At 67.4% G+C, this 20,665-nt stretch carries 18 protein-coding genes; 14 read left to right on the forward strand and 4 right to left on the reverse strand.

Translation table 11 applies throughout. The features are described 5' to 3' along the window. Positions 1-290: 290 nt before the first annotated feature. The 4 genes from M1D55_RS14265 to M1D55_RS14280 all read right to left on the reverse strand — a co-directional run bounded on the left by M1D55_RS14265 (position 291) and on the right by M1D55_RS14280 (position 4,906). Positions 291-1,745: a bifunctional 2-methylcitrate dehydratase/aconitate hydratase gene (locus tag M1D55_RS14265; RefSeq protein WP_456282709.1), complete on the reverse strand. Its 1,455-nt coding sequence runs from the start codon at positions 1,743-1,745 to the stop codon at positions 291-293. A 101-nt stretch (positions 1,746-1,846) separates the two neighbouring features. Next, positions 1,847-2,485, reverse strand: coding sequence for a hypothetical protein (locus M1D55_RS14270; protein ID WP_064575920.1), 639 nt, complete (start codon positions 2,483-2,485; stop codon positions 1,847-1,849). A gap of 217 nt (positions 2,486-2,702) precedes the next feature. After that, complete coding sequence (locus M1D55_RS14275) at positions 2,703-3,683, reverse strand: HpcH/HpaI aldolase/citrate lyase family protein (RefSeq protein WP_006578854.1); 981 nt, start codon at positions 3,681-3,683, stop codon at positions 2,703-2,705. A gap of 239 nt (positions 3,684-3,922) precedes the next feature. Further along, positions 3,923-4,906, reverse strand: a complete 984-nt coding sequence (locus M1D55_RS14280) for a malate dehydrogenase (RefSeq protein ID WP_006578853.1) — start codon at positions 4,904-4,906, stop codon at positions 3,923-3,925. A 413-nt stretch (positions 4,907-5,319) separates the two neighbouring features. Between M1D55_RS14280 and M1D55_RS14285 the strand changes: the two genes are divergently transcribed. The 14 genes from M1D55_RS14285 to M1D55_RS14350 all read left to right on the forward strand — a co-directional run bounded on the left by M1D55_RS14285 (position 5,320) and on the right by M1D55_RS14350 (position 20,664). Then, positions 5,320-6,180: a GntR family transcriptional regulator gene (locus tag M1D55_RS14285; protein ID WP_064575923.1), complete on the forward strand. Its 861-nt coding sequence runs from the start codon at positions 5,320-5,322 to the stop codon at positions 6,178-6,180. 327 nt (positions 6,181-6,507) lie between these two features. Then, positions 6,508-6,918 (forward strand): succinate dehydrogenase, cytochrome b556 subunit, encoded by a 411-nt coding sequence (gene sdhC, locus M1D55_RS14290; RefSeq protein ID WP_006578084.1) that lies wholly within the window; start codon positions 6,508-6,510, stop codon positions 6,916-6,918. Positions 6,919-6,984: 66 nt separating this feature from the next. Next, complete coding sequence (gene sdhD, locus M1D55_RS14295; protein WP_052511249.1) at positions 6,985-7,296, forward strand: succinate dehydrogenase, hydrophobic membrane anchor protein; 312 nt, start codon at positions 6,985-6,987, stop codon at positions 7,294-7,296. Positions 7,297-7,299: 3 nt separating this feature from the next. Continuing rightward, positions 7,300-9,078, forward strand: coding sequence for a succinate dehydrogenase flavoprotein subunit (gene sdhA, locus M1D55_RS14300; protein ID WP_006578086.1), 1,779 nt, complete (start codon positions 7,300-7,302; stop codon positions 9,076-9,078). 42 nt (positions 9,079-9,120) lie between these two features. Further along, positions 9,121-9,822: a succinate dehydrogenase iron-sulfur subunit gene (locus M1D55_RS14305; RefSeq protein ID WP_006578087.1), complete on the forward strand. Its 702-nt coding sequence runs from the start codon at positions 9,121-9,123 to the stop codon at positions 9,820-9,822. A 52-nt stretch (positions 9,823-9,874) separates the two neighbouring features. After that, complete coding sequence (locus tag M1D55_RS14310; RefSeq protein WP_006578088.1) at positions 9,875-10,159, forward strand: FAD assembly factor SdhE; 285 nt, start codon at positions 9,875-9,877, stop codon at positions 10,157-10,159. 42 nt (positions 10,160-10,201) lie between these two features. Further along, on the forward strand, positions 10,202-11,503 hold the full coding sequence (gltA, locus tag M1D55_RS14315; RefSeq protein ID WP_006578089.1) for a citrate synthase: 1,302 nt from the start codon (positions 10,202-10,204) through the stop codon (positions 11,501-11,503). Positions 11,504-11,678: 175 nt separating this feature from the next. Continuing rightward, complete coding sequence (locus M1D55_RS14320; protein WP_456282444.1) at positions 11,679-13,478, forward strand: methyl-accepting chemotaxis protein; 1,800 nt, start codon at positions 11,679-11,681, stop codon at positions 13,476-13,478. A 280-nt stretch (positions 13,479-13,758) separates the two neighbouring features. Beyond that, entirely contained in the window at positions 13,759-15,168 is a 1,410-nt protein-coding gene (gene leuC, locus M1D55_RS14325) for a 3-isopropylmalate dehydratase large subunit (protein WP_064575929.1), read from the forward strand. 33 nt (positions 15,169-15,201) lie between these two features. Next, positions 15,202-15,852, forward strand: a complete 651-nt coding sequence (leuD, locus tag M1D55_RS14330; RefSeq protein ID WP_023263465.1) for a 3-isopropylmalate dehydratase small subunit — start codon at positions 15,202-15,204, stop codon at positions 15,850-15,852. Between the two features lie 82 nt (positions 15,853-15,934). Next, the gene (leuB, locus tag M1D55_RS14335) at positions 15,935-17,002 is read left to right on the forward strand and encodes a 3-isopropylmalate dehydrogenase (RefSeq protein WP_064575932.1); all 1,068 of its coding nucleotides are present in this window, start codon (positions 15,935-15,937) and stop codon (positions 17,000-17,002) included. A gap of 173 nt (positions 17,003-17,175) precedes the next feature. Next, positions 17,176-17,310 carry a hypothetical protein gene (locus tag M1D55_RS14340; RefSeq protein WP_255567009.1) on the forward strand — a complete coding sequence of 45 codons (135 nt, stop codon included), beginning with the start codon at positions 17,176-17,178 and terminating at the stop codon, positions 17,308-17,310. A gap of 89 nt (positions 17,311-17,399) precedes the next feature. Beyond that, positions 17,400-18,536: an aspartate-semialdehyde dehydrogenase gene (gene asd, locus M1D55_RS14345; RefSeq protein WP_006578096.1), complete on the forward strand. Its 1,137-nt coding sequence runs from the start codon at positions 17,400-17,402 to the stop codon at positions 18,534-18,536. 310 nt (positions 18,537-18,846) lie between these two features. Continuing rightward, positions 18,847-20,664 carry a type IV pilus assembly protein FimV gene (locus M1D55_RS14350; RefSeq protein WP_456282445.1) on the forward strand — a complete coding sequence of 606 codons (1,818 nt, stop codon included), beginning with the start codon at positions 18,847-18,849 and terminating at the stop codon, positions 20,662-20,664. Position 20,665 lies beyond the last annotated feature (1 nt).

Consider the following 20,665-nt stretch of genomic DNA (forward strand, 5'->3'; position numbering starts at 1 on the left):
CGGGACTTGGTGCGGACTTCGTACGGGACGTTGTGTGAGCTTTGCTGCGCGTCGGCATCACGTGGCGGATGGCCATGGCGGAGAACGCGGTGCTGGGTGACGGCATCAGCATTACTTTATGCGTCACCTCCGGCACGGGCAACCCGCACGCCACTTGGGGCTTTGCGCATGCTATACCAGTAAAAGAGCGGAACAAATCACATCTTGGGATGGTTTCCCGAGACGCCCGATCGGTAACCGAAGGGCAACCCAAGGATGCCGCGCCGGGGCTGATACGACTTTTCACGGCGCTAGATGACGTACAGATCGACGTACTCGTGCACCGGCATGGCCTCCAGCGCCGCCTGGTCCAGCGACACGTCGAGGATCGCCTGCTGCTGTTTCGGCGGAAAGCGGCGTGCCAGGTTCGTCCTGAACTTCTCGACCAGCAGCGGGATGCCGTCCGCGCGGCGGCGCCGGTGCCCGATCGGGTATTCGACCGCCACCTCAGGCAGCACCGTGCCGTCGGCCAGCTCCACCGTCAGCGCATTGGCGATCGAGCGCTTGTCCGGATCGTGATAGTCGGCGGTAAAGCCGGCATCCTCGACGCAGACGATCTTTTCGCGCAGCGCGTCGATGCGCGGATCGGCGGCGACACTGTCCTCGTAATCCTCGGCGGTCAGCCGGCCGAACAGCAGCGGCACCGCCACCATGTACTGGATGCAGTGGTCGCGGTCGGCCGGATTGGCCAGCGGCCCCTGCTTGTCGATGATGCGCAGGCATGCCTCGTGGGTGCGGATGGTCACGCGCCGGATCTCGGCCGCGCCGCGGCCCATGCCGTCCAGCAGCCCGTGCAGCGTCATCGCGGCTTCGACCGCGGTCTGGGCGTGGAATTCGGCCGGGAACGAGATCTTGAACAGCACGTTTTCCATCACGTAGGAGCCGTACGGGCGCTGGAAGCGGAACGGCTTGCCGCCGAACAGCACGTCGTAGAAGCCCCAGGTCTTTGCCGTCAGCACCGAGGGATACCCCATCTCGCCGGTCCTGGCGATCAGCGCCAGCCGCACCGCGCGGCTGGTGGCATCGCCGGCCGCCCAGCTCTTGCGGCTGCCGGTGTTCGGCGCATGCCGGTAGGTGCGCAGGCTCTGGCCGTCGACCCAGGCCAGCGACAGCGCATTGACGATCTCGTCGCGCGACAGGCCCAGCATCTGCGCGACCACCGCGGTCGAGGCGACCTTGACCAGCACCACATGATCGAGCCCGACCTTGTTGAACGCGTTCTCCAGCGCGATGCAGCCCTGGATCTCGTGGGCCTTGATCATCGCGGTCAGCACGTCCTTCATCGTCAGCGGCTTTCTGCCGGCCGCGACGCGCTGGCGCGACAGCCAGTCGGCGGTGGCCAGGATGCCGCCGAGGTTGTCGGACGGATGGCCCCATTCGGCCGCCAGCCAGGTGTCGTTGAAGTCCAGCCAGCGGATCATCGTGCCGATGTTGAAGGCGGCCTGTACCGGGTCGAGCTGGAACTGGGTGCCGGGGACCCGGGCGCCGTGCGGCACCACGGTACCCGGCACGAGTGGGCCGAGCAGCTTGGTGCAGGCGGGGTAGGACAGCGCCTCGAGGCCGCAGCCCAGCGTATCGATCAGGCAGTTGCGGGCAGTGTCGTAGGCGAGGGCGCTCTTGACCTGGTACCGGGTCACATAGTCGGCAATGTCGACCAGTACCTCGTCCGGCTCGGGACGGGCGTCCGGACGGAGGTCCGGACGCAGATTCGGATGGAGATGCGGATTGGCTGCCGACACGACACTTCCCCTCGGTGTGGTGCTGCGTGGCCCCGCGGGCAGGCACCCGCGGGGCCGGGTGCCGCGTCTTACTGGCGCGGCGCCGCTTGCTGCTCGGTGGCGCCGGCAGCCGGAGCCGCGGCGGCCGGCGCTGCCGGAGCGGCCGGAGCGGCCGGGGCGGTCGCGCCGGGCTCGCTGCCCTGGGCCGGCGCCGACGGCGCAACCAGCAGCGGCTTGGTCACCGGGGCGCGCAGCGCGCCGGACTGCGTCGGCGCGGCGGCGCCGGCCAGCATCGCGGAGGTCTGGCACTCGTCCGCCAGGCGCTGGCCGTGGTTGCGGTCGAACAGCATGGCCTTGCTCGGGATCACCACCAGGTCCAGGCCCGATTGCGGGTCGAAATAGCGGTCGGCGCCGGTCACCGTGGCCTGGCGCGGCAGGCGGTGGTTGCGGCCGTCCCAGTGCACGGTGATCACTTCGTCGCGCAGCATGTTGCCGGCGACGTACAGCGACTTGCCCAGTTCGCACTGCCACTTCTCGCCTTCCGGTACCACCGGGGCCGCGGCGGCCGCGGCCTTGGTCGTGCGTTTCTTGCTGCTGGCCTTGGCCTTCGGTTTGGCGGCGCTCTTCTTGGCCGTGCTGGCCTTCTTGGCGGTTTCCTGGGCGATGGCGGCGCTGCCGGCCGACAGCGTGAAGACGCCGAGGCAGGCGGCGAGCAGGAGGTGTTTCATCGGATACTTCCTCGAGATGATGGGTGGATGCGGAAAAATTGCAGGTTTGATTCTGCGGATTCTGCGCTGTCGCGCTTGTTGTTGTTGGCCTTGCGGGCATGCCGCGTCCGGGTTCTACCCGGACGCGGCGCCGCTATTCTCTCCGATTTGCCGGACCGCCGGCGCACCGTCTTTCGCGAGGGCTGCGATGGCTCCGGTCGTGGGCCCGGCAGCCGGCTCAGCCGAAAAACAGTTCCGTCACATTGGCCGGCAGCGTGGCGCCGGTCGCATGGGCACGCTGCAGCAGCGCCCAGTAGTAACGGTAGCTGGCGCGGTCGTGCAGTTCGCCCTGGTGCCGGATCGGCGCCCAGTTGTTCTCGTGCGCGGCCAGCAGGATCGCGCTGGCCAGGCCGATTTCCTCGTGGCCCGGCTGGAAGGCCCGCACGATCGGGCCGATCTGCGCCGGATGGATGCTCCATTTGCGCAGGAAGCCCAGTTCGGCGCGGGCGCGGCGGGCGTCCTCGCCGGCGCGCTCGGGGTTCTGGATATCGGTGCTGACGTTGTGCGACGGCACCTTGCCGTGGCGATGGCAGGCCGCCGCGATCTCCAGCATGGCGCGGCGCACCAGCGGATGCTCGAACTGCTGCGGCGAGCGCATCGCCTCGCCGGGAATCGCGCCGTGATGCGCCGAGACGAAATCCATCAGGCCGAAGCTCAGGCATTCGACCTGCACCAGCGAGGCGATGCGGAACACCTGCTCGAGCGCCGCGTGGGTTTCGATCAGCACATGGATCGGGATATGGCGGGCGATGCCGGCCGCGCGCGCGGCCTGGTTGACGCGGTCGGTCACGCGGGCGACCTCGACCACGTCGGTGACCTTGGGCACCGTCACATAGGCTAGCCGGGCGCCGGCGCCGGCAACCAGGATATCGACGTCGTCGCCCCAGCTCGGGTGCGCCGGGTCGTGGATGCGCACGCCGACGCGGTTGAACAGGTTCAGCGGGCCGTTGATCAGCTGCGCGCACAGCTGCGCGTGTTCGCGCTCGCTGCCGACCGCGGCGCCGTCCTCGCAATCGAGGGTCAGGTCGAACACCGGGCCGAGCTCCTGCTGCAGCGCCAGCGATTTGCGCATCAGCTTCTCGCTGCCGGCATAGTGGTCGCAGACCGGCAGCTGGACCGGTACGGCTTCGCCCTGGAACAAGACTTCGGATGGATGCACGTCGTCTTCGTCTTTAACGGTGTCAGAGGGAATCGGGAAAATGCGGAAAGCGGGTTGGTCCGCCGTGCCGCCTTGCGACAGGCAAGGCAACGACGGCAAACGCCGGAACCACCCGTTTACAGCGAAGGCGGCGCGGCCGGTATCGGACGTACGCCTACGCGGGGACCAACAAAAAACCGGGGCCCGCTTCGATGGTTCGATGCGGTGCCCCGGTTTCGCATGCGGCGAAGGGAAGGGTATCAGCCCAGCAGGTGCTGCACGCCGGCGCGTTCCTCTTCCAGTTCCTTCAGCGTGATGTTGATCTTTTCCTGGCTGTAGGCGTCGATCTCGAGGCCCTTGACCAGTTCGTACTTGCCGTTGGCCGTGGTGACCGGGAAGCCGAACATCACGTCCTGCGGAATGCCGTACGAGCCGTCCGACGGGATGCCCATCGTGACCCACTTGCCGTTCGAGCCGAGCACCCAGTCACGCACGTGGTCGATCGCCGCATTGGCGGCCGACGCGGCCGACGACAAGCCGCGCGCCTCGATGATGGCGGCGCCGCGCTTGCCGACGGTCGGCAGGAACACGTCGTTGTTCCAGGCGTGGTCGTTGATCAGATCCTTGACGCTCTGGCCGTCGACGGTCGCGTAGCGGTAGTCGGCGTACATGGTCGGGCTGTGGTTGCCCCAGACGAACAGCTTCTCGATCGACGACACCGGCTTGCCGGTCTTGGCGGCGATCTGCGACAGCGCGCGGTTGTGGTCCAGGCGCAGCATCGCGGTGAAGTTTTCCTTCGGCAGGTTCGGTGCCGACTTCATCGCGATGTAGGCGTTGGTGTTGGCCGGGTTGCCGACCACCAGCACCTTGACGTTGCGGCTGGCGACTTCGTCCAGCGCCTTGCCCTGCACCGTGAAGATCTGCGCGTTCGCTTCGAGCAGGTCCTTGCGCTCCATGCCCTTGCTGCGCGGACGGGCGCCGACCAGCAGCGCGACGTCGGCATCCTTGAACGCGACCTTGGGATCGTCGGTGATCACCACGCCGGCCAGCAGCGGGAACGCGCAGTCTTCCAGCTCCATCACGACGCCCTTGACGGCGTTCTGGGCCTGCGGCAGGTCCAGCAGCTGCAGGATGACCGGCTGGTCTTTGCCGAGCATGTCGCCGTTGGCGATGCGGAACAGCAGGGAGTAGCCGATCTGGCCAGCGGCGCCGGTCACTGCGACGCGCATGGGGGCTTTAGCCATCTGTAAGTCTCCAAACGAAGAAAGGGAAACCGGCCGGTGCGGCACGAGGCGCGGCGCGCGATTTGTCGCGCGATCGCGCCGGGGCACACCGGGAGGGAGGTTGTCGCCACGGGCGGCGGCGCACCGTCCGGCGCCGGGCTCGGCAGGGCGGGCGGGGGTGCGGCGGCTGCGGAAGACCGCGGATGACGACAAGGCGTAAGTCTACTGCGAAGCCGCGGACCGCATCCAGCCGTATTCCGGCGGAGGCGGACGCGACAGCACCACAGCGCACCCGCAGCGCGCACCGGGGGCGCACGAGACGGGGCGAGTGTAGGCGCCGTGGCATGCGCTGTCAATTCATATGTCTTATATAAGACATAAGACATTTGATGCAGCGCTGGACGCGCTTTGCCGATCTGTGGTGAAATCCGCCTATGTCCACGTTGCCCACGTCCCTCGCCGCCGCCGTACCGGCCGCGCAAGACGGCGCCGCCACGCCCGGCGCCGGGACGTCGGCGTCCGCGCCCGCCAGTGTGCCGCCGGCTTCGGCCGCCTCCGGCGCCGCCGCCGGCGGCGTCTCCCCGACCTTCAGTCCGCTGTACCAGCAGATCAAGTCGCTGATCCTGCAGAGCCTGCAGTCCGGCGAATGGAAGCCGGGCGAGATGATTCCGAGCGAAATGGAGCTGGCGGCCCGCTACAAGGTCAGCCAGGGCACGGTGCGCAAGGCCATCGACGAGCTCGCCGCCGAGAACCTGGTGGCGCGCCGGCAGGGCAAGGGTACCTTCGTGACGACCCATCACGAGGACGTGGTCAAGTTCCGATTCCTGCGGCTGGTCCCGGACGAGGGCGAGCCGCACTACGGCGCCAGCCGGGTGCTCGAATGCAAGCGCCTGCGGGCGCCCGCCGAGATCGCGCGGCTGCTCGATATCCGCACCGGCGACAGCGTCGTGCAGATCCGCCGCGTGCTGTTCTTCTCCGGCGAAGCCACCGTGCTCGACGACATCTGGCTGCTGGGCGCCAACTTCAAGGGTCTGACGGCGGAAAAGCTGACCGAGTGGAAAGGGCCGATGTACGCGCTGTTCGAGGCCGAGTTCGGTACGCGCATGGTGCGCGCCACCGAGAAGATCCGCGCGGTCAGCGCCGACGAGACCGCCGCCGCGCTGCTGTCGGTCGAACCCGGCTCGCCGCTGCTGTCGGTCGAGCGGGTCTCGTTCACCTACGGCGACCGTCCCGTCGAAGTACGGCGCGGGCTGTATGTGACCACGCGGCACTATTACCAGAACGATCTGAGCTGACCGGCGCCGCGCGCTCAGGCGCGAACTGGGCGAAGACGCGGGCGATTGTCGGGGCGATTTTCAGGGCGATTGTTGCGCGCCTTGCCGCCAACCGCGGCCGGCATTGCGCAGGGCGATCGGAATGCGCGGCAAAGGGTGGAAATCCGGTTCGCGCGGCCGTCGCGCGATCGTCGCAAAGCGGCGTTGCACGCGATTGTCGCGGCCGCCATGTTGGTGTGCGATAGTCGAAAATTATTGGTGCGCCGCGCAACAAAGGCGCTAAAATCACGTGGATTTGCACATTGTGCATTCGGCTCTTTCGTTTTTTTATCGCTAATGGGGTCTCGCATGGCTGAAGCCGTCAAACAAGCCAGGCCGGAGTTCCGGAATATCGGTATCGGGCAACTCGCACGCTACCGGTTGCCCTGGGCCGGCAAGGTGTCCATCCTGCATCGCGTCAGCGGTGCGCTGCTGTTCCTCCTCCTTCCTTTCATCCTCTACCTCTTCGAGCAGAGCGTCACTTCCGAACTGAGCTTCGCAAAGTTCTCGGCCCTTCTGTCCGGTGGCTTCGTCAAGCTGGTTCTGCTGGTTCTGATCTGGGGCTATCTGCATCATTTCTGCGCCGGTATCCGCTTCCTTCTGCTGGACATGCACGTCGGCGTCGACAAGCCGTCGTCGGCCAAGTCGGCCATCGCCGTGCTGATCGTCAGCCTGCTGCTGACCGCGGTGTTCGGCCTGAAGCTGTTCGGCGTGTTTTGAGGAGCATGCAAGGTGGCAAATAACAATATCGGTCCCAAGCGTCTGGTCGTCGGTGCCCACTACGGCATGAAGGAATGGCTGGTCCAACGCGTGACCGCCGTGGTGATGGTGATCTACACCGTCGTGCTGGCGGTGGCGTTCCTGTTGTCGAACGGTGCCTCGTATGAGGGCTGGGCAGGCCTGTTCGCCAATCAATGGATGAAGATCCTGACGTTCGTCACGATCCTGTCGCTGCTCTATCACGCCTGGATCGGCGTGCGCGACATCTGGATGGACTATGTGAAGCCGATGGCGGTTCGCCTCGTGCTGCAAGTTCTTACGATTCTGTGGCTCGTCGGATGCGCGGGCTACGCTGCTCAGATTCTCTGGAGGGTGTAATTCATGGTCGCAGTCAAGACTGGATTGCCGCGTCGGCGCTTTGACGTGGTCATCGTCGGGGCGGGCGGCGCCGGGATGCGCGCATCCCTCCAGCTCGCGGAAGCCGGCCTGAACGTCGCCGTGCTCTCCAAGGTGTTCCCCACGCGCTCGCACACGGTGGCGGCGCAGGGCGGCATCGGTGCCTCGCTCGGCAACATGAGCGAGGACAACTGGCACTATCACTTCTACGACACGGTCAAGGGCTCGGACTGGCTGGGCGACCAGGACGCCATCGAGTTCATGTGCCGTGAAGCGCCGAAGGTGGTCTACGAGCTCGAGCACTTCGGCATGCCGTTCGACCGCAACCCCGACGGCACGATCTATCAGCGCCCGTTCGGCGGCCACACCGCCAACTACGGCGAGAAGCCGGTGCAGCGTGCCTGCGCCGCGGCCGACCGTACCGGCCACGCGCTGCTGCACACGCTGTACCAGCGCAACGTCCGCGCCAAGACCCACTTCTTCGTCGAGTGGATGGCGCTGGACCTGATCCGCGACCAGGACGGCGACGTGCTGGGCGTGACCGCGCTGGAAATGGAAACCGGCGAGGTCTACATCCTCGAGGCCAAGACCACGCTGTTCGCCACCGGCGGCGCCGGCCGCATCTACGCCGCGTCGACCAACGCCTTCATCAACACCGGTGACGGCCTGGGCATGGCGGCGCGCGCTGGCGTGCCGCTGGAAGACATGGAGTTCTGGCAGTTCCACCCGACCGGCGTGGCCGGCGCGGGCGTGCTGATCACCGAAGGCGTGCGCGGCGAAGGCGGCATCCTGCGCAACAAGGATGGCGAACGCTTCATGGAGCGCTACGCGCCGACGCTGAAGGACCTGGCGCCGCGCGACTTCGTCTCGCGCTCGATGGACCAGGAAATCAAGGAAGGCCGCGGCTGCGGTCCGAACGGCGACTACGTGCTGCTCGACCTGACCCACGTCGGCGCCGAGAAGATCATGAAGCGCCTGCCGTCGATCCGCGAGATCGGCCTGAAGTTCGCCAACGTCGACGCGATCAAGGAACCGATCCCGGTCGTGCCGACCATCCACTACCAGATGGGCGGCATTCCGACCAACTACTACGGCCAGGTCGTGGTGCCGAAGAACGGCAATCCGAACGAGGTCGTCAACGGCTTCTACGCGATCGGCGAATGCTCGTGCGTGTCGGTGCACGGCGCCAACCGCCTGGGCACCAACTCGCTGCTGGACCTGGTGGTGTTCGGCCGCGCCGCCGGCAACCACATCATCTCGACCGCGCTCAAGCAGAAGGAACACAAGCCGCTGCCGGCCGACGCCGCCGACCTCGCGCTGTCGCGCCTCGCGAAGCTGCAGTCGTCCTCGTCGGGCGAGTATGCGCAGGACGTCGCCAACGACATCCGCCGCAACATGCAGTCGCACGCCGGCGTGTTCCGCACGCAGAAGCTGATGGACGAAGGCGTGCAGCGCATCCTGGAAGTGGCCGAGCGCGCCGACAGCATCCACCTGAAGGACAAGTCGAAGGTGTTCAACACCGCGCTGGTCGAGGCGCTGGAAGTGGCCAACCTGGTCGAAGTGGCCAAGGCCACGATGATCTCGGCGGCGGCCCGCAAGGAATCGCGCGGCGCCCACGCCCACAGCGACTTCCCGACCCGCGACGACGAGAACTGGCTCAAGCACTCGCTGTTCTACAGCGAAGGCAACCGTCTCGACTACAAGCCGGTCAAGATGCAGCCGCTGACGGTGGAAAGCGTTCCGCCCAAGGCCCGCACCTTCTAAGCACCGCGTAGGCGACTACAGACGACTACAGGACCCACAGAAATGAAGCGTATTTTCGAAGTCTACCGCTACGATCCGGACAAGGACGCGGCGCCCCGCATGCAGACCTACGAGGTCGAGCTCGACGGTCACGAACGCATGCTGCTCGATGCCCTGGTCAAGCTCAAGAAGCTCGACGAGAGCATCTCGTTCCGCCGCTCCTGCCGCGAAGGCGTGTGCGGTTCGGACGCGATGAACATCAACGGCAAGAACGGCCTGGCGTGCCTGACCAACATGCGCGAGCTGCCGGACCGCATCGTGCTGCGTCCGCTGCCGGGCCTGCCCGTCGTGCGCGACCTGATCGTCGACATGACGCAGTTCTTCAAGCAGTACCACTCGATCAAGCCGTTCCTGATCAACGACGAGCCGCCCCCCGAGAAGGAGCGCCTGCAGACGCCGGAAGAGCGCGACGAGCTCGACGGCCTGTACGAGTGTATTCTGTGCGCGAGCTGCTCGACCTCGTGCCCGTCGTTCTGGTGGAACCCGGACAAGTTCGTCGGCCCGGCCGGCCTGCTGCAGGCCTACCGCTTCATCGCCGACAGCCGCGACCAGGCCACCGGCCAGCGTCTGGACGACCTGAACGACCCGTATCGCCTGTTCCGCTGCCACACCATCATGAACTGCGTGGATGTGTGCCCGAAGGGACTGAATCCGACCAAGGCGATCGGCAAGATTCGGGAATTGATGGTTCGCCGCGCGGTCTGAACCTGCTGGACCGGACGACGCCGCGCGGCGTCGTCCGTGAAGGCCAAGCCATATGACGGATCACCCCACCACTTTCTCCCATCAGGCCGACCCGCACAAGCGGGCGCGACTGCGCTGGCGCGCGCGCCGCGGCCTGCTGGAGAACGACATCATCGTCGAACGTTTTTTCAACCGTTACGAGGAGAGCCTGTCCGACGAGGACGTGGCATCGCTGAGCGAGCTGCTCGAGCTCAGCGACAACGAGTTGATGGACCTGCTGCTTGCCCGCAAGGAGCTGGACGGTGAGCTCGACACGCCGCCGATGCGCAAGCTGCTTGGCCTGCTGCGCTCGGTGTGAGTTTGGTCAACACTATTATTCTTAGCATTTGAAGGAACCGACATGACGCCGTCCGATGTGAAAGCCACGCTATCGTTCTCCGATGGGTCCCCCAGCGTCGAGCTGCCGATCTACAAGGGTACCGTCGGCCCGGACGTGATCGACATCCGCAAGCTGTACGGCCAGACCGGCAAGTTCACCTACGACCCGGGATTCATGTCGACGGCCTCCTGCAATTCCCGCATCACCTACATCGACGGTGACAAGGGCGAACTGCTGTACCGCGGCTATCCGATCGAGCAACTGGCCGAGAAGTGCGACTTCCTCGAAGTCTGCTACCTGCTGCTCAAGGGCGAGCTGCCCAACGCCAAGCAGAAGGAAGAATTCGTCGGCCGCGTGATGAACCACACGATGGTTCACGAGCAGATGCAGTTCTTCATGCGGGGCTTCCGCCGCGATGCGCACCCGATGGCCGTGCTGACCGGCCTGGTGGGCGGCATGTCCGCGTTCTATCACGACGCGATGGACATCAACGATCCGCACCAGCGCGAAATCTCGGCGATCCGCCTGATCGCGAAGATGCCGACCCTGGTCGCGATGTCCTACAAGTACAACATCGGCCAGCCGTACATCTATCCGCAGAACGACCTGTCGTACACCGGCAACTTCATGCGCATGATGTTCGCCACGCCGTGCGCGCCGTTCCAGGTCAACCCGGTGCTCGAGCGCGCGCTGGACCGCATCTTCATCCTGCACGCCGACCACGAGCAGAACGCGTCGACCTCGACCGTGCGCCTGGCCGGTTCGTCGGGCACCAACCCGTTCGCGGCGATCGCCTCGGGCGTGGCCTGCCTGTGGGGCCCGGCTCACGGCGGCGCCAACGAAGCGGCGCTGAACATGCTGGAAGAGATCGGCAGCGTCGACAACATCGGCGAGTTCATCAAGCAGGTCAAGGACAAGAACTCGGGCGTGCGCCTGATGGGCTTCGGCCACCGCGTCTACAAGAACTACGACCCGCGCGCCAAGCTGATGCGCGAGACCTGCCACGAGGTGCTGAACGAGCTGGGCCTGCACAACGACCCGCTGTTCAAGCTGGCGATGGAGCTGGAAAAGATCGCGCTGGAAGACGAGTACTTCGTCAGCCGCAAGCTGTACCCGAATGTCGATTTCTACTCGGGCATCGTGCAGCGCGCGCTGGGCATCCCGACCTCGATGTTCACCTGCATCTTCGCGCTGGCCCGCACCGTGGGCTGGATCTCGCAGTGGGAAGAGATGATCACCGATCCGGAGTACAAGATCGGCCGCCCGCGCCAGCTGTTCAACGGCGCCGCGACCCGCGACGTGCCGGAGATGGGCAAGCGCTGATCCGCGCTCGCGCCAACCGCGTCGAAGAACGCCCCTTGCCCCGGCACGGGGCGTTTTTTTATGTCCGCGGATTTCTGAACAGGGATTGTCCCTACTCAACCCTTTCGGCTGATGCGCCGTAAATCGATGCAGCAATCGTCTGCATCCCGCCCATCACAAGAGAAGGGGTAGTCACATGTTCGGCTCGCTGCGCGCGCGCATCGTTGGATTCTCGGTGGCCATCGTCGTCGTCGCGCTGGTCTGCAACGCCGTGGTCAACCATCTGGTTGCCTCCCGCTACAACGACGAAGCCATCCGCAACAATCTGCGCGCGGTGCAGGCCGGCCATGTCGACGCGATCGCCGAATGGGTGTCCGCCCATACGGCCAGCATGGCCGCGCTGCACGAGGCGGCGCTGCAGGAGGACCCGGGTCCGGTGCTGAAGCTGATCGTCGAGGCCGGCGGCTTCCTGAACACCTTTGTCGGCTACCCCGACAAGCGCCACCATTTTTCCAATCCCGAGAGCGTGAAGCCGGGCTTCGACCCGACCTCGCGGCCGTGGTACAAGCTCGCGTCGGCCGCGGGCAAGCCGGTGGTCACCCCGCCTTACGTGTCGGCCAGTACCGGCAAGATGGTGGTGACGTTCGCGGTGCCGATCATCCGCGACGGCAGCCTGCGCGCGGTGGTCGGCGGCAACGTGCCAATGGACGGCGTCGTCGAGAACGTGCGTTCGATCCATCCGACCCCGAGCAGCTTCGGCATCCTGGTGGCGCGCAACGGCCAGATCGTCGCGTATGGCGACGACAAGATGATGCTCAAGCCGATCGGCGAACTGATCCCCGGCCTGGACGGCGACAAGCTGGCCGCGCAGCTGGGCATCGACACGCCGATGGAGGTGATGGTCGGCGACGAGGCCAAGCTGCTGGGCGTGACGGCCGTGCCGGGCACCGACTGGATGGCGGTGATCGCGCTGGACAAGGCCGAGGCCACCGCCGGCATGCGCTCGGTGCTGGTCGCCTCGGTGATCTCGCTGGTGGTGGTGGCGCTGGCCGCCGCGCTGATCATGGCGGCCGTGACGGCCGTCTCGTTCCGCCGCCTGTCGTCGATTCGCGATGCGATGGCGGCCATCGGCAGTGGCGACGGCGACCTGACGCGCCGGTTGCCGGCGCAGGGCAAGGACGAGGTCGCGCAGATCGCCGGCGCCTTCAACGCCTTTGCCGACAAGCTGGTCGGCGTGATGCGGCAGATCCGCGATGCCAGCGAGGCCGTGCACGGGGCCGCCAACGAGATCGCCGCCGGCAATGCCGACCTGTCGCGCCGCACCGAGTCGGCGGCCGCGAGCCTGCAGCAGACGGCGGCGTCGATGGAGCAGATCACCGCGACGGTGGGGCAGTCCGAGGCGTCGGCCCGCGCCGCCGAGCGCTCTTCGGTGCAGGCCAAGCAGGTCGCCGACGAGGGCGGCCACGCGATCCAGGCCGCGGTGCAGACCATGGGCGACGTGCAGCAGGCGGCGGTCAAGGTGTCGGACATCACCGGCGTGATCGACGGCATCGCGTTCCAGACCAATATCCTGGCGCTGAATGCGGCCGTGGAAGCGGCGCGCGCCGGCGAGCAGGGGCGGGGCTTCGCGGTGGTGGCGGGCGAGGTGCGCTCGCTGGCGCAGCGCAGCTCGCAGGCGGCCAGGGAGATCAAGACGCTGATCGAGTCGACGGTCAGCAGCGTCAACGCGGGCTCCGAGCAGGTCGAGCGCAGCGGCGGCACCATGCGCGAGATCGTCGGCAACGTGACCAGCGTGTCGCAGGTGATCTCAGAAATCCTGCATGCGGCGCAGGAGCAGACGCGCGGCATCCAGGAGGTCAACGCCGCGGTGGGGCAGCTGGACCAGATGGTCCAGCAGAACGCGGCGCTGGTCGAGCAGTCGACCGCGGCGGCGACGATGCTGCAGGACCAGGCGGGCCGGCTGGCCGGCGTGGTGCGGACCTTCCGGCTCGATTGAAGGGGTGCCGGGGCCGGCCTGCGCAGCCCCTTGTCGACGAAAACGCCGCGAAAAAACGGCGTTTTCGCCATCCGCGAAATCCCCCTTTCGCCAATCACATTACATCGCCGCCGGCGGCAAACCCTTGTTTCGCCGGGGTTTCCGGCATAATTCCCCCCGAAGTCAAGCAAACGCAGCCACGCAGCCCCGCGCTGCCTTCGACGCTGCGAAGACCTCCTCCCCGCAACTTCTATCAGCGGTGCCGGCCCGCTTCGGCGAGGCTGTCGCCGCCCCCCGCGACATGGCCAAGACGCTCTACGACAAACTCTGGGACGACCATACCGTGCACGTCGAGGAAGACGGCACCACGCTGCTCTATATCGACCGGCACCTGCTGCACGAGGTGACCAGCCCGCAGGCGTTCGAAGGGCTGAAGCTGGCCGAGCGGCCGGTGTGGCGCATCAGCGCGAACCTGGCGGTGTCGGACCACAATGTGCCGACCACCGACCGCAGCCACGGCATCGCCGACCCGATCTCGAAGCTGCAGGTCGATACGCTGGACGCCAACTGCGACGCCTACGGCATCACGCAGTTCAAGATGACCGACCATCGCCAGGGCATCGTGCACGTGATCGGACCGGAGCAGGGCGCGACGCTGCCCGGCATGACGGTGGTCTGCGGCGACTCGCACACCAGCACGCACGGCGCCTTCGGCGCGCTGGCGCACGGCATCGGCACCTCCGAGGTCGAGCACGTGCTGGCCACGCAGACGCTGCTGGGCAAGAAGGCCAAGAACATGCTGGTCAAGGTCGAGGGCAAGCTGCCGCCCGGCTGCACGGCCAAGGACATCGTGCTGGCCATCATCGGCAAGATCGGCACCGCGGGCGGCACCGGCTACACCATCGAGTTTGCCGGCTCGGCGATCCGCGACCTGACGATGGAAGGGCGCATGACCGTCTGCAACATGGCGATCGAAGCGGGCGCGCGCGCCGGCCTGATCGCCGTCGACGACGTCACGCTCGACTACGTCAAGGGCCGTCCCTATGCACCGCAGGGCGCCGAGTGGGAGCAGGCGGTCGCCTACTGGCGCACGCTGCATTCGGACCCGGGCGCGCATTTCGACCGCGTGGTCGAGCTGCGGGCCGAGGAAGTGCGACCGCAGGTCACCTGGGGCACCTCGCCCGAGATGGTGATCAGCATCGAGGACCGCATCCCCGATCCGGACAAGGAAAAGGATCCGAACAAGCGCAACGCGATCGAGCGCGCGCTGCAGTACATGGGCCTGCAGCCGAACGTGCCGATCCAGGACGTGCGGATCGACAAGGTCTTCATCGGCTCGTGCACCAACAGCCGGATCGAGGACATGCGCGCCGCCGCCTGGGTGGTGCAGAAGCTGGGCCGCCGCATCGCCTCCAACGTCAAGCTGGCGATGGTGGTGCCGGGCTCGGGCCTGGTCAAGGAACAGGCCGAGCGCGAAGGGCTGGACAAGGTCTTCAAGGCCGCCGGCTTCGAATGGCGCGAGCCGGGCTGCTCGATGTGCCTGGCGATGAATGCCGACCGGCTCGATCCGGGCGAGCGCTGCGCCTCGACCTCGAACCGCAACTTCGAGGGCCGGCAGGGCGCCGGCGGCCGCACGCATCTGGTCAGCCCGGCGATGGCGGCGGCGGCCGCGATCGAAGGCCATTTTGTCGATATCCGCCAGCTCGGCTGACGCCTCGCCGACCCCGGAACCAAGGACGAGACCATGGAAAAGTTCACTGTACACAAGGGCCTGGTGGCGCCGCTCGATCGCGCCAACGTCGATACCGACGCGATCATTCCCAAGCAATTCCTCAAGTCGATCAAGCGCACCGGATTCGGTCCGAACCTGTTCGACGAATGGCGCTATCTCGATGTCGGCCAGCCGGGCCAGGACAACAGCAAGCGCCCGCTGAACCCGGACTTCGTGCTGAACCAGCCGCGCTACCAGGGCGCGTCGATCCTGCTGGCGCGCGACAACTTCGGCTGCGGCAGCTCGCGCGAACACGCGCCGTGGGCGCTGACCCAGTACGGTTTCCGCGCGGTGATCGCGCCGAGCTTCGCCGACATCTTCTTCAACAACTGCTACAAGAACGGGCTGCTGCCGGTGGTGCTGACCGAAGCCCAGGTCGACCAGCTGTTCAACGAGACCAATGCCTTCAACGGCTACCAGCTGACCATCGACCTGGAGCGCCAGGCCGTGATCACGCCGTCGGGCGCCGGCTTCGAGTTCGACATCGCGCCGTTCCGCAAGTACTGCATGCTGAACGGCTTCGACGATATCGGCCTGACGCTGCGCCACGCGGACAAGATCCGCGCCTTCGAGGCCGAGCGCGTGGCGAAGATGCCGTGGCTGAACCACCGGCTGGTCGGCTGACGCCGGCGTAGCACCGCGCAGCGCGCTGCCTGCATTGCAGGCGAACCGCAACGAACCGAAACGACAACAAGGCAAACACAGCATGAAGATCGCAGTCCTGCCGGGCGACGGCATCGGCCCCGAGATCGTCGAACAGGCCGTCAAGGTCCTGAACGCCCTCGGCGAGAAGTTCGAGATGGAAACCGCGCCGGTGGGCGGCGCCGGTTACGAGGCCAAGGGCCATCCGCTGCCCGAGGAAACGCTGAAGCTCGCGCAGCAGGCCGACGCGATCCTGTTCGGCGCGGTGGGCGACTGGAAGTACGACAGCCTGGAGCGCGCGCTGCGCCCCGAGCAGGCGATCCTGGGCCTGCGCAAGCATCTGCAGCTGTTCGCCAACTTCCGCCCGGCGATCTGCTATCCCGAGCTGACCGGCGCCTCCAGCCTGAAGCCCGAGCTGGTCGCGGGCCTGGACATCCTCATCGTGCGCGAGCTGAACGGCGACATCTACTTCGGCCAGCCGCGCGGCGTGCGCACGGCGACCGACGGGCTGTTCCCCGGCGCGCGCGAGGGCTTCGACACGATGCGCTACAGCGAGCCGGAAATCCGCCGCATCGCCCACGTCGCGTTCCAGGCCGCGGCCAAGCGCGGCAAGAAGCTGTGCAGCGTCGACAAGGCCAACGTGCTCGAGACCTTCCAGTTCTGGAAGGACATCGTGATCGAGGTGTCGAAGGAATATCCGGACGTCGAGCTGTCGCACATGTACGTCGACAACGCCGCGATGCAGCTCGTCAAGGCGCCCAAGAGCTTCGACGTGATCGTCACCGGCAACATGTTCGGCGACATCCTGTCGGACGAGGCGGCGATGCTGACCGGCTCGATCGGCATGCTGCCGTCGGCCTCGCTGGACGCCAACAACAAGGGCCTGTACGAGCCGTCGCACGGCTCGGCGCCGGACATCGCCGGCAAGGGCGTCGCCAACCCGCTGGCGACCATCCTGTCGGCCGCGATGATGCTGCGCTATTCGCTGAACAAGGCCGAGCAGGCCGACCGCATCGAAAACGCCGTCAAGACCGTGCTGGCCCAGGGCTACCGCACCTCGGACATCCTGACGCCGGGCTGCAAGCAGGTCGGCACCCGCGAGATGGGCGAGGCGGTACTGGCAGCGTTGTAAGGATCGAGGGCGCCGGTTGCCCTCTCCCCCGGCCCCTCTCCCGCGAGCGGGAGAGGGGAGAGAACCGGCAGCGTGGTTCAGTGCCGCTGGTGTACTCCCTCTCCCGCATGCGGGAGAGGGCCGGGAAGAGGGCAGCCCCAGCTCAACCCCGGAAAATCGTGTAGACTGCGCCGATGCCCCGAATCGCCCGATTCCTCCCGACGGAAATTGCCTCGCCGGCCGCCCTGCGCGCCACGGCGGGCGCGGGTACGCGCGGCGCCATCACCGCAACGACGATTAAAACCATTATCAAAACCACGATCGCCTAGATCGTTCGTCGTGCCTGCCCGTCTTCCCCGCGCAGCCACGCCGGGCGAGGAAAATGCGGGGAAGTTTTCAATCACATCCGAGGTTAGTCATGATTGTAGGTCTCGTCGGTTGGCGAGGAATGGTCGGCAGCGTGCTGATGCAACGCATGCAGGAAGAGCGCGACTTCGACCATATCGAGCCGGTTTTCTTCAGCACGTCCAACGCAGGCGGCAAGGCGCCGGCGATGGCCAAGAACGAAACCACGCTGCAGGACGCCAACGACATCGAAGCGCTCAAGCGCTGCGACGTCGTGCTGACCGCCCAGGGCGGGGACTACACCAACGAGGTCTTCCCGAAGCTGCGGGCCGCCGGCTGGAAGGGCTACTGGATCGACGCCGCTTCGTCGCTGCGGATGAAGGACGACGCGATCATCGTGCTCGATCCGGTCAACCAGGGTGTGATCAAGGACGCGCTGTCCAAGGGCGTCAAGAATTTCATCGGCGGCAACTGCACGGTCAGCTGCATGCTGATGGGCCTGGGCGGGCTGTTCCAGCACGACCTGGTCGAGTGGATGACCTCGATGACCTACCAGGCCGCCTCGGGCGGTGGCGCCCAGCACATGCGCGAGCTGCTGACCCAGTTCGGCACGCTGAACGCCGCGGTCAAGCCGCTGCTGGACGATCCGGCCTCGGCGATCCTGGAAATCGACCGCACCATCCTGGCGACCCAGCACGGCCTGTCCGCCGACGAAACCAAGCAGTTCGGCGTGCCGCTGGCCGGCAACCTGATTCCGTGGATCGACAAGGACCTGGGCAACGGCGTGTCGCGCGAGGAATGGAAGGGCGGCGCCGAGACCAACAAGATCCTGGGCCGTGGCGACGGCTTCCTCGGTGCCACCGGTGCCACGCCGATCGCGGTCGACGGGCTGTGCGTGCGCATCGGCGCGATGCGTTGCCACTCGCAGGCGCTGACCATCAAGCTGCGCCGCGACGTGCCGCTGGACGAGATCGAAGGCATGCTGGCCGCCCATAACCCGTGGGCCAAGGTCGTGCCGAACACCCGCGAAGCCAGCATGACCGACCTGACGCCGGCCGCCGTGACCGGTACGCTGACGATCCCGGTCGGCCGACTGCGCAAGATGCAGATGGGCGGCGAATACCTGTCGGCCTTTACCGTCGGCGACCAGCTGCTGTGGGGCGCCGCCGAGCCGCTGCGCCGCATGCTGCGGATCCTGATCGAGAGCTGATCGCCTGCCGACCGGCTGACGTGGCGTTGCGGCGAGCCGACATCCCGGCCGCCGCGCCGCCACCCGCTGGCCAACGACGCCGCGCCGATGCGCGGCGTTGTCGTTTCCGGACATTGTCCCGTCGGGGTCTTGGGTCACAATACCGTGCTTTCGCGCGATCGCCCGTCGAACCCCCACCCCGCATGAGGTCCCAGTGAGCCACCATCGCCGCCTCCCCACGACAGAGCACCCACAGCGTCCACCTCGACCACCTCGTCCGCACGGCCCACGCCGGCCGCGCCGCCACGCGCTGGCGGCCGCCGCCCTCGGCGTGCTGCTGAGCCAGGCGCTGCCGCCTTCGGCCGCTGAAGCGGCGTCGCTGGGATCGCTGCAGGTGCGCTCGGCGCAGGGCCAGCCGCTGCAGGCCGAGATCGAGCTGCGCGATGTCGCGGCCGGGGAGGCCGAGGGTTTGACGCTGGCGCTGGCCTCGCCCCAGGCCTATGCGGCGGCGGGACTGACCTATCCGGCGGGGGCCGAGTGGCTGCAGATCCAGCTGGCGCGCAACGCCGACGGCCGCCATGTGGCGCGGCTGCGCTCGGCGCAGCCGGTGGGCGGGAACTTCATCGATCTGCTGCTGGAGTTGCGCGGGCCGGGCGGGGCTACCGGCGCCGCCGGGACGACTGCAACGACAACTCGGGCCTACACCGTGCTGCTGGCCGCGCCGCCAGCGGATCCGACCATCGCCGCCCAGCCGGACGCCGGTACGACGCCGCTGGTGCAGGCCGCCACGCCGGAGCCGGCCGCGCCGGCGGTTGCTCCTCCCGCGCAGCCGCCGGCCGCCGCGGCCGCCGGCTCGGCCATGAAGCCGGCCACGAAGCCGGCCGCCAAGCCTGCCACGAAGTCGCCGGGCATGGCCGGCGGCAGCTACACGGTCCGCCGCGGCGACCATCTGTACGGCATCGCGCGCGAACTGGTGCAGCAGCGCGACGCCGTCTCGCTCGATCAAATGGTGGTCGCGCTGTACCGCGCCAATCGCGATGCCTTCATCGCCGGCAACATGAACCGGCTGAAGGCCGGCGCGGTGCTGTCGCTGCCGTCGGCGCAACAGTCCGGATCGATCGCCGGGCCGGAGGCGCGCCGCGAGATCGTCGCGCATACCCGCGCCTTCGATGCCTACCGCAACCGGCTGGCCGATGCGGCCGCGGCGATGCAGGTGCAGCCGCAGAGCGGCCAGCAGCAGCGCGGGCAGATCACCGCGCGCGTGCGCGACGCCGCCGTGCCAGAGCAGGCGCGCGACGAACTGCGGCTCAGCAAGCCGGAGGCGGGCGCCGTGGCGCCCAACGGCGAGAGCGCCGAGGCGAAGCTCGCACGCGAGCGCCAGTTGCGCGAGGCGGAGGAGCGCCTGACGCAGTTGCGCAAGAACGTCGGCGACATGCAGCGCCTGCTCGAGATGAAGAGCGCCGAGCTGGCCAGGCTGGGGCAGGACGGCAAGCCGGAGCAGCCGGGGCAGGGCGCCAGCGCTCCGGCAGCGCCGGCCACCGTCGCGCCAGGCACGCGGCACAGCGCGGCCGCGCCGGCGGCCTCGGCATCGGCATCGGGTGCCGCCTCGGCCCCCACATCCCCGCTGCACGCCTCGGCCTCCTGGTTCGATACGTTGCTGCAGAGCCCGTGGACCTTGCCCGGCGGTGGCATCGCACTCGCGCTGCTGGGCGGCTACGCGCTGTACCGGCGCCAGCGCCGTCCGCTGGCCGCAGAGCCGGGGGAGCCTGGGGCTCCGACCGCTGGCGCCGATATCCTCGCCGGAGCCCCGATCGCGCTGACTGGCCTGAGCCTGCCGCTGGATGCCTTTCCGGCGCCCACCGGCGACCAGCCGATCGCCGCGCCGGCGTCCGCGGCGCAGGCGTTCGCCGACCTCCCGGTGGAGGCCGACGACGGCAAGGACATCGGGGCCGACGAACCGCACACGCCGCGCACGACCGCGCCCGCGCCTCGTCCGCTGGCCTTCGACCTCGGCGGGATCTCGCTCGATTTCGATGGCGGCGATGCCGGCAACCGTTCCGCCGAGGGCTCGCCTGATATCATGGCGCCCCCCGATACGTCCTCCGATACGTCCTCCGATACGTCCCCCGGCACGCCGCCGCGTTCGTAAG

This window comes from Cupriavidus sp. JZ107, from assembly GCF_053903255.1.